This is a genomic window from Kitasatospora sp. NPDC057940 (assembly GCF_042887425.1).
GTDB lineage: Bacteria > Actinomycetota > Actinomycetes > Streptomycetales > Streptomycetaceae > Kitasatospora.
The window spans coordinates 1-13,895 of record NZ_JBHVPH010000043.1; the positions used below are offsets into that span (position 1 = coordinate 1).

7 protein-coding genes and 1 pseudogene are annotated in these 13,895 nt (G+C 76.0%); 2 read left to right on the top strand and 6 right to left on the bottom strand.

All coding sequences use genetic code 11. The features are described from left to right. Positions 1-1,020: pseudogene (locus tag ACFVTF_RS36050) on the top strand (hypothetical protein); the annotation flags it as partial. A gap of 88 nt (positions 1,021-1,108) precedes the next feature. On the opposite strand, the gene ACFVTF_RS36055 reads toward ACFVTF_RS36050, so the two are convergent. Then, positions 1,109-1,921 (bottom strand): TrmH family RNA methyltransferase, encoded by an 813-nt coding sequence (locus tag ACFVTF_RS36055; protein ID WP_371516240.1) that lies wholly within the window; start codon positions 1,919-1,921, stop codon positions 1,109-1,111. A gap of 238 nt (positions 1,922-2,159) precedes the next feature. On the opposite strand from ACFVTF_RS36055, the gene ACFVTF_RS36060 reads away from it, so the two are divergent. Then, positions 2,160-4,763, top strand: coding sequence for a SpoIIE family protein phosphatase (locus ACFVTF_RS36060; RefSeq protein ID WP_387818269.1), 2,604 nt, complete (start codon positions 2,160-2,162; stop codon positions 4,761-4,763). Positions 4,764-4,848: 85 nt separating this feature from the next. Here ACFVTF_RS36060 and cobA read toward each other — a convergent pair whose 3' ends face one another. The 5 genes from cobA to ACFVTF_RS36085 all read right to left on the bottom strand — a co-directional run bounded on the left by cobA (position 4,849) and on the right by ACFVTF_RS36085 (position 13,846). Then, positions 4,849-6,126, bottom strand: a complete 1,278-nt coding sequence (gene cobA, locus ACFVTF_RS36065; RefSeq protein WP_387818271.1) for a uroporphyrinogen-III C-methyltransferase — start codon at positions 6,124-6,126, stop codon at positions 4,849-4,851. Between the two features lie 109 nt (positions 6,127-6,235). Then, on the bottom strand, positions 6,236-10,117 hold the full coding sequence (gene cobT / locus ACFVTF_RS36070; RefSeq protein ID WP_387818273.1) for a nicotinate-nucleotide--dimethylbenzimidazole phosphoribosyltransferase: 3,882 nt from the start codon (positions 10,115-10,117) through the stop codon (positions 6,236-6,238). A gap of 536 nt (positions 10,118-10,653) precedes the next feature. Then, a complete protein-coding gene (cbiE, locus tag ACFVTF_RS36075) occupies positions 10,654-11,919 on the bottom strand; it encodes a precorrin-6y C5,15-methyltransferase (decarboxylating) subunit CbiE (RefSeq protein ID WP_387818275.1) in 1,266 nt (421 codons plus the stop codon). Positions 11,920-12,172: 253 nt separating this feature from the next. After that, a complete protein-coding gene (locus ACFVTF_RS36080) occupies positions 12,173-12,823 on the bottom strand; it encodes a GNAT family N-acetyltransferase (protein WP_387818277.1) in 651 nt (216 codons plus the stop codon). 198 nt (positions 12,824-13,021) lie between these two features. After that, positions 13,022-13,846 carry a MetQ/NlpA family ABC transporter substrate-binding protein gene (locus ACFVTF_RS36085; RefSeq protein WP_371516246.1) on the bottom strand — a complete coding sequence of 275 codons (825 nt, stop codon included), beginning with the start codon at positions 13,844-13,846 and terminating at the stop codon, positions 13,022-13,024. Positions 13,847-13,895 lie beyond the last annotated feature (49 nt).

Sequence of the window (13,895 nt, forward strand, 5' to 3'; positions counted from 1 at the left end):
GCCCGGCACGGCGTGCCCGCGCCCGGGCGCTCCCCCGAACCCGCCGCCCCGGCACGGTCCCGGGCCGCCGCGGCGGCCGCGGCCCGGCGCTCGCAGGCGGCCACCGCCCCGCTCCCCCGGCCCGAGGCCACACCGGTGACCCGCCCGGTGCGGGAGCGGCCGCACACCCCGCCCCCCGGCCGGCCCGGCACCCGCGACCGAGGGCACCCCCGGGACCGCCAGCACACCCCCGCCCCCGGCGGGCGGCCCGGCAACGCGCGGCAGCGGCTGCTGCGGCAGCGGCTCGTGGTCTTCGTCACCGTGACGCTCGGCGTCGCGCTGGCCATCGCGGCCGCCCAGGGGTGCGAGAACCGCAGCAAGCAGGGCCTGCGGCCCTCCGGCGGGTCCACCGTCAGTGCGCCCGCCGCGGGCGGCGCGCAGACCGTGACGGGGACCTCGGCGGACGGGGCCGCCGCGGCCCAGCCCCCCGCCGCCCAGCCGCCGGCCACCCCGTCCGCCGCGGCCGCGGCCGCACACGGCGGCGCGGGCGACAGCCCGTTGGCGCCCCCGTACGGACCGGGGCCGGTGGTGGACTGGCCCAACCGCAGCTACCCCGACGGGACCGGCGGGCCCGGCATCGCGCTCCGGGACGGCCGGTCGGTCGGGGCCGGCCCGCAGGTCGTGCTCAGCTCCGTGCTGCCCGCCCGGTACAAGGGCGCCCCGGCAGCGGTCGTCGTCCTGCGGCGGGCCGAGGGCTCGGTGCCGGTCGACCTCGTCCAGCTCTTCTCCTTCACCGGGGACACCCCGGTCGCCACCACCTCCCGCACCTCGGCGGCCGACCCCCAGGCGACGGCCACCTGGCGGCTCGACGGCGGGACGGTCGTCCGCGAGGAGCGGGTCGCCGCGACCGGCGCGACCACCTCGACCCGCTACACCGTCCGTGCCGACGGCACCCTGGACGAGTCCTGGCCCGGCGCCTCCGGCCCCGCCACCCAGCCCCCGGCCGCCGCCCCGGCTCCGCCCACCGCCGCGGCGGGCTGAGCACGGGACGGCTGCGGCACAGGAAGTCGGCCAGGCCGACTTCCTGCTTCCTGTTTGAGGGCTCCTCCGACGCGAGCCGCCGCCGCCGTCAGGCGGTGGGGGCGGTGACGGCGTAGAAGGAGACGGCGGCGGCGGCGCCGACGTTGAGGGAGTCGATGCCGTGGGCCATCGGGATGCGGACGGCGTGGTCGGCGGCGGCGAGGGCGGGGCCGGTCAGGCCGTCGCCTTCGGCCCCGAGCATGAGGGCCGCCTTGGGGAGGCGGTGCGGGGCGAGGCCCGCGAGGTCGACGGCGCCGTCGGCGGGGGTGAGGGCCAGAAGGGTGAATCCGGCGGTGCGGACGGTCTCCAGGGCGGCCGGCCAGGGGTCGAGCCGGGCGTAGGGCACCGCGAAGACGGCGCCCATGGAGACCTTCACGGCGCGCCGGTAGAGCGGGTCGGCGCAGTCGGGCGAGAGCAGGACGGCGTCCATGCCGAGGGCGGCGGCGCTGCGGAAGATCGCGCCGAGGTTGGTGTGGTCGACCAGGCCTTCCAGGACGGCGACCCGGCGGGCCCCGGCGAGCAGGTCCGCGGCCTGCGGCAGCGGCTTGCGCTCCATCGAGGCGAGCGCGCCCCGGTGGACGTGGTAGCCGGTGACGGCTTCGGCGAGCCCCGGCTCGACGACGTGGACGGGGGCGTCCGCCTCGGCGATGACGTCGGCCATCACCTCCAGCCACTTGGAGGTCAGCAGCATCGACCGCATCCGGTAGCCGGCGGCGAGGGCGCGGCGGATGACCTTCTCCCCCTCCGCGATGAACAGGCCTTCGGCGGGTTCGCGCCGGCGGCGCAGTTCGACGTCGGTGAGGCCGGTGTAGTCGCCGAGGCGGGGGTCGGCGGGGTCGGTGATGGCGCTGGGTTCGGACACCCTGCGATCTTGCCAAGGCGGGGCGGGGAAGGCCAAACGGCCCAAGCCTCGGGGCGGGCTGGCCTTGGCCCTGTGCCAGCCATGGTGCAAACATGGCCGTATGGCCCGTTTTCCGGGCCGATCCTGGGCTCCGTCGGCCTCTGGTGCTACTGGTTCCGCCGGCTCCTCCGGTGGGCGCCCAAACGGTCGGCTGAAGCTGCCACGCGCGAAGCGGCCGTGGCCCGTGCGGAACCGGTCGGTGGCCGGGCAGGTGTTCGCGCTGCAGGTCCTCGTCGTCCTGCTGCTGGTGGCGGCGGCCGCGGTGGCGCTGGTGGTGCAGTCGCGCACCGACGCCGACCACGAGGCCCGCAACCGGTCGGTGGCGGTCGCGCAGACCTTCGCCAACTCGCCGGGCATCGTCGACGCGCTGCGCTCCCCCGACCCGACCGCGGTCCTGCAGCCCAAGGCGGAGGCCGCGCGGATGTCGTCGGACGTCGGCTTCATCGTCGTGCTGAGCGACGACGGCATCCGCTACACCCACCCCGATCCGGCCCTGATCGGCCACAAGTTCGTCGGCACCTACCTGCCCGCGGTGCACGGGCAGGTGGTGACCGAGCGCGTCACCGACTCGTTCGGCCCGCTGGTCCAGGCGGTGGTCCCGGTGTACGCGCCGGACGGCTCGGTGGCCGGGCTGGTCTCGGCGGGCGTCACGGTGCGCAGCGTCAGCAGCGCGAGCGAGCGGCAGCTGCCGGTGGTGCTGGGCGCCGCCGCGGGCGCGGTCGGGCTGGCCACCCTCGGCACGGCGCTGATCAGTCGGCGGCTGCGGCGCCAGACCCACGGGCTGGGCCCGGCCGAGATGACCCGGATGTACGAGCACCACGCGGCCGTGCTGCACGCGGTGCGCGAGGGCGTCATGATCGTCGGCGCGGACGGCCGGCTGCTGCTCTGCAACGACGAGGCGCGGCGGCTGCTGGACCTGCCGCCGGACGCCGAGGGCCGGCCGGTGACCGAGCTGGGCCTGGAGCCCGCGCCCGAGGAACTGCTGACCGCCAACCGTCCGGTGACGGACGAGGTGGTGCTGGCCGGGGAGCGGCTGCTGGCGGTGAACGTCCGGCTGACCGACCAGGTGGGCGGCCCGCCGGGCTGCGTCGCCACGCTGCGTGACTCCACCGAGCTGCTGGCGCTGTCCGGCCGGGCCGAGGGCGCGCAGCGGCGGCTGCGGCTGCTGTACGACGCCGGGGTGACGGTGGGCAGCTCGCTGGACGTGACGCGGACGGCGGAGGAGCTGGCGCAGGTCGCGGTGCCCCGGTTCGCGGACTTCGTCACGGTGGACCTGGCGGACCAGGTGCTGACGGGCGAGGAGCCGCCGCCGGGCACCTCGCTGGGGCGGATGCGCCGCGTCGCGCTCGCCGGGATCCGGGACGACGCTCCGTTCTACCCGGTGGACACGGTGCTGGACGTGGTGCCGGCCACCCCGCTGGCCGGGGCGCTGCACAGCGGGGAGTCGGGGCTGGAGCCCTGGCTGGCCCAGGCCCCGGGGTGGCGGGAGCAGGATCCCGAGCGGTCGGCCCGGGTGCTGGCGTACGGGGTGCACTCGATGGTGCGGGTGCCGCTGCGGGCGCGCGGGGTGCTGCTGGGAGTGGCCCGGTTCTGGCGGGCGGACCGCCCGGAGCCGTTCGAGGCGGACGACCTGGTGCTGGCCGAGGAGCTGGTGGCGCACGCGGCGGTGTGCATCGACAACGCGCGCCGCTACACCCGGGAGCACGCGATGGCGGTGACGCTCCAGCACAGCCTGCTGCCGCGCAACCTGCCGCCGCAGAGCGCGCTGGACGTCGCGCACCGCTACCTGCCGGCCCAGGCCGGGGTGGGCGGCGACTGGTTCGACGTGATCCCGCTGCCGGGCGCGCGGGTCGCCCTGGTCGTCGGGGACGTGGTGGGGCACGGCCTGCACGCGGCGGCGACGATGGGCCGGCTGCGGACGGCGATCCACAACTTCTCGACGCTGGACCTGCCGCCGGACGAGTTGCTGGGGCACCTGGACGACCTGGTGAACCGGATCGACCAGGACGAGGCCGGGAGCGGCGAGGGCGCGGCCCTGACCGGGGCGACCTGCCTGTACGCGATCTACGACCCGGTGGCGCGGCGGTGCACGCTGGCCAGCGCCGGGCATCCGCCGCCCGCCGTGGTGGGCCCGGACGGGCGGGTGGTGTTCCCGGAGCTGGCGACCGGGCCGCCGCTGGGGCTGGCGGTGCTGCCGTTCGAGAACGTCGAGCTGGACCTCGCGGAGGGCAGCCGTCTGGTGCTGTACACCGACGGGCTGGTGGAGGACCGCGAGCGCGACATCGGTGAGGGGCTGGAACTGCTGCGGGCGGCGCTGACCGGGCCGCCGCGCACGCCCGAGCAGACCTGCGCGGACGTGCTCGGGGCGATGCTGCCGGAGCGTCCGCTGGACGACATCGCGCTGCTGGTGGCGCGGACCAGGGTGCTGGCGCCGGACCAGGTCGCGGAGTGGGAGGTGCCGCCCGAACCGGCGGCGGTGGGCGCCGTCCGGGCCGAGGTGGCGGAGCGGCTGGCGGCCTGGGGGCTGGACGAGGCGGCGTTCGTCACCGAGCTGATCCTGAGCGAGCTGGTGACCAACGCCATCCGGTACGGCACCGGGCCGATCCGGGTGCGGCTGCTGCGGGACCGGGCGCTGATCTGCGAGGTGTCGGACGGCAGCAGCACCTCGCCGCACCTGCGGTACGCGGCGACCACGGACGAGGGCGGGCGCGGGCTGTTCCTGGTCGCGCAGTTCGCGGACCGCTGGGGGACGCGCTACACGGCGACGGGGAAGGTGATCTGGACGGAGCAGCCGCTGGAGTAGCCGCCCGGAGCGGCCGGCCGACGGGGGAAGCCGGGGAGGGAATCGGAGTGGGAAGTCGACGGGCCCGACTTCCCACTCCGGGCGCTCAGCGCTGGAAGGCGGCCGCCAGGACGTTGACCACTTCGCCGACCACGATCACGGCCGGCGGCTTGATCCCCTCGGCCTCGACGGTCGCGGCGACGGTGGCCAGGGTGGCGTCCACCCGGCGCTGGGCGGCGGTGGTGCCCTCCTGGACGATCGCGACCGGGGTGTCGCCCGGGCGGCCGTGCTCGACGAGCTTCGCGGCGATCGCGCCGATCTTGTCCACGGCCATCAGCAGCACCAGGGTGCCGCTCATCTTCGCGGCGGCCTCCCAGTTGGTGAGCGAGCGCTCGTCGTCCGGGCCGACGTGGCCGGAGATCACGGTGAACTCGTGCGTCATGCCCCGGTGGGTGACCGGGACGCCGGCCGCCGCCGGGACGCTGATCGAGCTGGAGATGCCCGGGACGACGGTGACCGGCAGCCCGGCCTCGGCGCAGGCGAGCAGTTCCTCGCCGCCGCGCCCGAAGACGTACGGGTCGCCGCCCTTGAGCCGGACCACGAACTTGCCGGCCCTGGCGTGCTCGATCAGCGTCCGGTTGATCGCCTCCTGGGCCATGAACCGGCCGTACGGGATCTTGGACGCGTCGATCACCTCGACGTGCTCGGGCAGTTCGGCGAGCAGCTCGCGCGGGGCGAGGCGGTCGGCGACCACCACGTCGGCGTCGGCGAGCAGGCGGCGGCCGCGCACGGTGATCAGGTCCGGGTCGCCCGGGCCGCCGCCGACCAGGGCGACACTCCCCTGGCCCGGCTGCCCCGAGGCGCCGCCGACGCCGTGCGCGCGGAACTGCCGGACGGCCAGCGAGCCGTCCCGCAGGCCGTCCACGATGGCGTCGCGCAGAGCGGCGGAGTGGCGCGGGTCACCGGTGAGGACCGCGACGGTGGCACCCGCGTCGCGGCCGCTGGCCGGGGTCCAGGCGGTGGCGGCGGAGGCGTCGTCGCTGCGGGCGCAGAACACCCGCTCGCGCTCGGCCTCGGCGCTGACGGCAGCGTTGACCGCCGGGTCGTCGGTGGCGACCAGGGCGTACCAGGCGCCGGCCAGGTCGCCGTCCCGGTACGGGCGGGCGTGCCAGGTGAGCTCGCCCGCGTCGGCCATCGCCTGCACGGCCGGGGTGGTGGCCGGCGATATCAGGTGCAGCTCCGCACCGGTGGCGATCAGCGCGGGGAGCCGGCGCTGCGCGACCTGGCCGCCGCCGACCACGACCACGCGGCGGCCGGCGAGCAGCAGGCCGGCCGGGTACGGGGTACGGCCTTCGGTGCTGGGGTGCGGGGTGGGCGCGGTCATCGGCGGTGCTCCTGATCGGGGGTGAGGGTCCGGGGTGCGGGTGCGGCGTGACGCCGCTCCGCGGACCGGCGCGCCCTCGGGCCGGTCCGCGGAGTGGTGACGGAGAACGTCAGCCCTTCTCGGTGACCCCGGCGGAGTCGAAGGTGGCTACATCGTGCATCGCCCGGGCCGCGCTCTGCACCAGCGGCAGGGCCAGCAGGGCACCGGTGCCCTCGCCGAGCCGCAGGTCCAGGTCGATCAGCGGACGCAGGCCCAGCTTCGCCAGCGCGGCCTGGTGGCCGGGCTCGGCGGAGCGGTGGCCGGCGATGCAGGCCGCCAGCACCTCGGGGGCGATCGCCTTGGCCGCCAGCGCGGCCGAACCCGCGATGACGCCGTCCAGGACCACCGGGGTGCGCAGCGAGGCCGCGCCCAGCAGGAAGCCGGCCAGGGCCGCGTGCTCCAGGCCGCCGACGGCGGCGAGGACGCCGATCGGGTCGGCCGGGTCGGGCCGGTGCAGGGCCAGCGCGGCCCGGATGACCTCGATCTTGCGGGCGTGCGTCTCGTCGTCGATGCCGGTGCCGCGGCCGGTGACCTCGGCCGGGTCGAGGCCGGTGAACACCGAGATCAGGGCGGCCGAGGCGGTGGTGTTGGCGATCCCCATGTCACCGGTGACCAGCGCCTTGTTGCCGGCCGCGACGAGGTCGCGGGCGGTCTCGATGCCGACCTCGATGGCCTTGAGGGCCTCCTCGCGGGTCATCGCCGGGCCCTGGGTCATGTCGTCGGTGCCGGGCTTGACCTTGCGCGGCAGCAGGCCGGTGGTGCGGCCCTGCTGGATGGCCTCCGGCAGTTCGGCGGCGACGCCGACGTCGACCACGCAGACCTCGGTGCCGATCTGCTTGGCGAAGGAGTTGATCACCGCTCCCCCGGCCAGGAAGTTGCCGACCATCTGGGCGGTCACCTCCTGCGGCCACGGGCTGACGCCCTGCGCGTGCACGCCGTGGTCGCCCGCGAAGATCGCCACGCAGGCGGGCTCCGGGATCGGCGGCGGGCACTTGCGGGACAGGCCGCACAGCTGGGCGGAGATGATCTCCAGCATGCCGAGCGAGCCGGCCGGCTTCGTCATCCGCTTCTGCCGGTCCCAGGCCTCGCCGAGCGCCTTGGCGTCCAGCGGGCGGATGCCGCGCAGGGTCTCGGCGAGCAGGCTCTGCGGCTCCTCGCCGGGCAGCGCGCGGTTGCCGTACTGCTCCTCGTGGACCACCCAGGAGAGCGGGCGCTTCTTGGCCCAGCCCTGCTGCTCCAGCTCGGGCTCGTCCGGGAAGGAGTCGACGAAGCCGACGCACAGGTAGGCGACGACCTCCAGGTGCTCGGGCAGGCCGAGCTCGCGGACCAGCTCCTCGTCGTCGAAGAAGCTCACCCAGCCGACGCCCAGGCCCTCGGCGCGGGCGGCCAGCCAGAGGTTCTCGACCGCCAGGGCGGCCGAGTACGGGGCCATCTGGGGCTGGGTGTGCCGGCCCAGCGTGTGCCGGCCGCCGCGGGTGCGGTCGGCGGTCACCACGATGTTGACCGGCGTCTCAAGGATGGCCTCGGTCTTGATCTCCTTGAACTGCTTGGCCCGGCCCTTGGGCAGCGAGTCCGCGTACACCTCGCGCTGGCGCTCGGCCAGGGCGTGCATCCGCCGGCGGGTCTTGGCCGAGCGGATCACCACGAAGTCCCAGGGCTGGGAGTAGCCGACGCTGGGCGCGGTGTGGGCGGCCTCCAGGACGCGGATCAGCACCTCGTGCGGGATCGGGTCCGGGCGGAAGCCGTTGCGGATGTCGCGGCGCTCGCGGATCACCTGGTGGACGGCCTCGCGTTCGGCCTGGTCGAAGCCGGGCGCGGCCGGGCCGCGGGGCTCGGCCGGCTCTTCGGCCTGCGGTTCCTCGGCCTGTGCTTCCTCGGCCGACTGCTCCGCCTGGGCCTCTGCCGGCGCCTCCGCCGGTTCCTCCGTGGATGCCTCCGACTGAGGCTCGACGGCCTGCTCGGCCGACTGCTGCTCGGCGGCGGCGGGGGCCTCGGCGGCCACGGACGCGTCGGCGGCCTGGTCGGCGGCGGGGGCCTCCGGCGCGGCGGCCTCCTCGGCGACGGCCTCGGCGGCCACGGGCTCGACGGCGGCCGACTCGGCGGCGGGGGCCTGCTCGGCGGACTCTGCGGCCGGCTCGGTGACGGGCTGGGCCTGGTCCTCCGGAGCCGCGGAAGGCTCGACGCCCTCGACGGCCTCGGAAACCTCGGCGACCGGCTCGACGGCGGGCTCTGCGGCCGGCTCGACGGGTGCGGCAACCGGCTCGGCGGCCTCGGCGGCCGGGGCGGCGTCCGCGACCGGCTGCGGCGCGGCCTCCGCCGCGGCGGCCTCGGTCCCAGCCGCAACGACCGGCTCGACGACGGGCTCGACCGGGGCCTCGACGGCCTGGTCCACGACCGGCGCGGCCTCCTGCGGCTGCTCGCCCTCGGTGGGCTCGACGACGGGCTCGGCAGCGACCTCGGCCGCAGGCTCAACGGGCTCGGCGGGCTCGACGACGGCCTGGCCGGAGGGCATCTCGCCCGTGCCGGCGGCGGTCTCGGCGACCGCCTCGACGACCGTTTCGACGACGGGCTCGACGACCGCCTCCGGCGCGGGCGCCACGGCCTCGGCGGGCTCGCCGGTCTCGACCGCGCCGGCGGCCTCGACGGGCGGGGCGGCCTGGACCGGCTCCTCGGCCGCTATGGGAGCGGGCTGCTGCGGGGCGGCCTCCTCGGCCACCGGGGCCTGCGCGGCCGCCGCGACCGGAGGCAGACCGTGCGGGGTGGGCGCGGCGAGGAACGCGGAGATGCGCCGCGGCGGGCCGGCCGGGGCGGGGGCCTCGGCCTGCTCCGCGGGCGCGGCCTGCGCGGCGGCCTCGACGGCAGCCTCGGCGGCGATCTCGACCGGCACCTCGGCAGGCGCCGTCACCACGGACCCAGCGACCGGCGTGGCGACCGGCGTGCCACTCGGGTCGACGACCGGCTGGCCGGACTCCGCCGGGACGGGCTCGGCCACGACGGCCTGCGCCGCGTCCACCACGGCCTCGGCGACGACGGCCTCCGGCAGTTCGACGACCTCGATCACCTCGATCGCCCCGACCGTCTCGACGGCCAGCTGGGCCTCGACCGGGTGCGAGGCCAGCGGCACCTGCTGGAACTCCTGGGCGTCCGTCGCGGGAGCCGCCGGCGCCACCGAAGGCGCGGGCGCTGCCGGAACGGCCTGCGGCGCGGCGGCCGGCGCCGGGGCGACGGCCTCGGCCATCGGCGGCCGGCCGACCACCGGGATGCCGTGCGCGGGCGTGCCGCCGTGCGAGGGGCCGCGGTCGGCGAGCGAGCGCACCGGGACCTGGCCGGTCATCAGCGACGGGTCCGGGATCGGCGGGCCGGCGTGCAGCGGGCGGCGCGGCGGCTGAGCAGCCGTCATCGCCTCCGCGGCCTGCGGGTGCGCCGGGGCGGCGTGGAACGGCTGCTGCGCCTGCTCGGCGCCGAGCACCGGCGGCTCCAGCGGCGGCCACGAAGGCTCGACCGGCGTGCCGTCCTGCTGCGGGGCGAGCGGCGCCGGCTCGGTCGGGAGGGGCGCCAGCGGCTCGCCCCAGGAGCCCTGCGGACCGGGCATCAGCAGGACGTCGTCCTCGTCGTCCTGGTCGAGGAAGTGGAAGGCCGGGCGCGGGGCGCCCGGGTCGACGCCCCAGCCCTCACCGGGCATGCCGGGAGCCGACAGGCCGGGGGCCGGTACGGCGAAGCCGGACGCGCCGAGCGGCTGGCCCTGCGGCGGGATGACTCCCGCGCCGGGGGGCACCGCACCACCGGCCGGGCCGTGGCCCGGCGCCGTCGGGTTCGGGATCATGCCGCCGTCCGTCGCGACGCCCTGCAGGGGTGCAACGCCCGCGACGCCCTCCGGTCCGCCGAGCTGGTCCGGCCCGGCGTTCAGGTGCTCCGGCATTCCCTCGCCCGGGACGTGGCCGCCATCGGTCATTGTCAAACGCTCCTTCCAGGCCGCTGCCGCGCCCTTGGCGACACGATCACCGACCGCAGCGCCCATCCGCACGGGCCGGGCCTGCACCGGCCCGTCCCTCAACCACACGCGGCCGCCGCGCCGAGGCGCTGCGGCCCAAGTCATTCCGGCGCACTGCGGCACCCCGGCCTGCGCGCCGCCCACACCGGGCGGCGCACCATCTGAAACAACGACAACCCGGAGCAACCGGCACGACCGCACCGGACCCTACGGCATTCTCCAGGTCCGGCACGCGGCCCGTCGAATTGCCCACACTCCGAGCAAAACCGGGTTGCACCACGTCAAAAAGGCGACAAACCGACTGAATCGGGTGGGTCGCCGACCGCCGCAGCCGCCCAGGACGCCACACTACCGGCCCAGCACGGTCACCTCTCGAATCGGTGTCCGGATGCGACCTGGATCACCGCCCGGCCCCACCACGCCCCCTCAGCAGCACAGCGCGGGAGCGGAATGCGCCCGGCGGATCGGGCCGGATTCACAGGACACACCCCAGTCCTTCACGCGATCTGCTCACCCCAGAGCAGCAGCACACCGGTACCGCCCGCCCCCAGAGCCAGCCCGCCACCGGCGCCACCGGCGATGGACAGCGGGGTGGACTGCAGCAGCGCACCGTCCGCCCGGTAGCCGGCCTCGGCGATCGCCCGGTGGATCTGCTCCCCCTCGGCGAGGGTCCGGGGCACCGCGACGAACCGCTCCGGACGGCGGGCCAGCACCGCGCGCACCACGTCGAGGCCGCCGGACTCCACCACCGCCACGTCCGGCTCGGGCAGGCCGCCCAGCACCTCGGGGCCCTGCCCGTGCACGGTCTCCACCTCGACGCCGTACCGGCGCGCGTTCACCGCCAGCCGGGCGCAGGCCGAGCGGGACGCCTCGACCGCGACCACGGCCGCGCCGAAGCGGGCCGCCTCCACCGCGAGGGCGCCGCTGCCCGCGCCGACCGACCAGACCAGGTCCCCCGGACGAGCACCCAGACGGGCCAGCACCAGGGCGCGCACGTGCGCGGGGAGTGCCTCCGATGCGCCGGTCTCGTCCCCCGCGCGCCCGGCGCCCGCGTAGGCGTCACCGGGGAGCGCCCAGCCGCGGTCCGCGCCGGGGAAGCCGACCGGGCGCCCGGCCAACCAGCCGGCCGCCGTGTCGACCCCGCCGGCCTGGGGACCGCCGTGGCCGCCGATCACCAGCACCACGTTGGGGTCGCGCCACACGTGGTCGGCGATCCGGTCGGAGGTGAGGACGGTGACGTCCTCGTCCGGGGTGCCGAGGGCCTCGCAGACCACGAAGGTCCGGTGCACCCCGCGCAGCATGAGGGCCAGTTCGCTCGGACCGGCGCCGGGCGCGGTCAGCACCGCGACCTTGGGGTGGGCCCGGCAGATGTTGGCCGCGCGGCGCAGCCGTCCGCCGTGGGCGCTGACCACCTGGGCGTCCTCCCAGGGCATGCCGGCCCGGGCGAAGGCCGCGGCGACCGAGGAGACGGCGGGCAGGACCTCCAGTTCGAGGCCGTACTCGGGGCGGCGCAGCGTGCGCACGACGCCGAAGAAGCCCGGGTCGCCCTCGGCGACCACGACGGCGGCGCCGCGGTGCTCGGCGATCTTCCGGGCGGCCTGCCGGACGTTGCCGAGGGTGATCCGCTCGGCGGCGTCCGGCACCGGGAGGGCGTTCAGTTGGTAGGGGGCGCCGGCCACCAGGGTCGCTGCGGCGAGGGCCGCGCCGGCGGCCTCGGTCAGCGGCGTGCCGTCCCACCCGATGACCGTGATCCGGTCAGCCATCTGCGGCCGTTCTCCCTCGACTCGGTGCGCGGACCGGCCTGCGACCCGGGGTGTCCCTGTGGTGTCACCCGGTGTGCGGCTCGGTGCGCCGACAAACCGCGCCGGTGTGCGGCGCCGGAGCAGAGGCTACCGGGTGTGATCCCCTCGGCGCCGACATCTCGTACACATGTCCGTGACGAGCCGGTGGCTGATCAGCGGCACGAACGGCTCAGGCGGCACGGGTGGCGCGGGCGGCACGCGCGATCGGGGCGGCTCAGTCGCGCAGCACGTAGCGGTGGTCGCCGTGCCAGCCGGTCCGCTGCGGCTCGGGCTCGGGCGCGTCCAGGTCCTCCGGGAGCAGGCTCCACAGGATGAGGTCGCTGCGGCTCTCCACGACGACCTCGCCGGACCCGCCGGACTCGCCCCGGACTATCCAGGCGCTGCGCAGCACGCCCTCGCTGATCCCGCCGACCTTCTGGGCGACCTGCTGGGCGGCGGTGTTCCCGGCGGCGGTGCGCAGCTCCAGGCGCAGGAAGTCGCGGTCCTCGAACAGCCACTGGCTGACGCCGAGGACGGCCTCGGGCGCGTAGCCCTCGCCGCGGGCCCAGGAGGCGGTGACGTAGGAGATCTCGGTGCTGCGCAGGCGCCAGTCGGTGTTGCGCAGTTCGACCAGGCCGACCAGGCGCTGGGTGAGGTGCTCGGTGACGGCGAAGACGATGCCGCGGCCGGCGGCCCGGTGGGCGGGGGCGAGGGTGCGGGCGAGTTCGGCCGCGTACGCCTCGGTGAAGGGGTGCGGCAGATCGGTCCAGGCCAGGACGAGTTCGTCCGCCATCATCGTGGCCAGGCCGGGCGCGTCGTCCTCCGCAAGGGGCCGCAGCAGAAGCCGTTCGGTGCTGATGGCGGTCTCGGGGAAGCTCGCTGCCATGCCGTCTCTCCTCGCCGGGTCGTGAACACAACACCGTACGCCCCCGCCGTGCCCCGGGTGTCACGCGGTGCGCCGCCCGCACGACGGTACGTCAGAACGCCGCCGACCAGGGCGCCCCGGGTGCATCCTGCCCGACCGGGCCCGCGCCGAGGTGCGGCGGGGGCCCGGTCGGGGTCAGGGCGTGGATCGGACCGCGGCTCAGAAGGCCGGGATGACCGAGCCCTGGAAGGTGTCGTCGATGTACTTCTTGACCTCGTCGGAGTGCAGCAGCTCGGCCAGCTTCTTCACGCGCGGGTCGTTCTCCTTGCCCTTCTTCACGGCGAGGATGTTGGCGTACGGGTTGCCCTCGGCCTTCTCCAGCACCAGCGCGTCGGTGGCGGGCTTCAGGCCGGAGTCGAGCGCGTAGTTGCCGTTGATGACGCCGGCGTCGAGGTCGGCGATGGAGCGGGGCAGCTGGGCGGCCTCCAGCTCCTTCCACTTGAGGTTCTTCGGGTTGCCCGTCACGTCGGCCGGGGTGGCGGCGGTGGTGACGCCGTCCTTCAGCGTGATGAGCTTGTTGTCGGCGAGCAGCTTGAGCGCGCGGCCCTCGTTGGTGGCGTCGTTGGGCAGGCCGACGGTGGCGCCGTCCGGCAGGTCGGCGATCGACTTGACCTTCTTGGAGTAGACGCCGAGCGGCTCCAGGTGCACGGGCTCGACCGAGACGATGTCGGTGCCGTGCTTCTTGTTGAAGTCCTCCAGGTACGGGACGTGCTGGAAGTAGTTGGCGTCGGCCGAACCGTCCTGCACCGCCGTGTTGGGGGTCACGTAGTCGGTGACCTCCTTGATGTCGAGCTTGAGGCCCGCCTTGGCCGCGAGGTTGTCCTTGACGTACTTGAGGATCTGCCCGTGCGGGGTGGGGCTGGCGATGACCTTGAGCGGCGCGTTCGGGTCCGAGGAGGAGGACCCGGAGCTGCCGCACGCGGCCAGCGAGAGGGCGATGCCGGCGGTGGCGAGGATGCTGGTGAACTTCAGGGCGTTGCGCACGAAAAGTGCCTTTCTGCGTGATACGGGGAGCCGTGGTCCGGTGTCGGAC

Excerpts from the sequence above, each read along its gene's own strand:
- cobA (WP_387818271.1), bottom strand. The coding sequence starts at position 6,126 with ATGACCGCGCCCACCCCGCACCCCAGCACCGAAGGCCGTACCCCGTAC.
- cobT (WP_387818273.1), bottom strand. The coding sequence starts at position 10,117 with ATGACCGATGGCGGCCACGTCCCGGGCGAGGGAATGCCGGAGCACCTG.
- cbiE (WP_387818275.1), bottom strand. The coding sequence starts at position 11,919 with ATGGCTGACCGGATCACGGTCATCGGGTGGGACGGCACGCCGCTGACC.
- ACFVTF_RS36080 (WP_387818277.1), bottom strand. The coding sequence starts at position 12,823 with ATGGCAGCGAGCTTCCCCGAGACCGCCATCAGCACCGAACGGCTTCTG.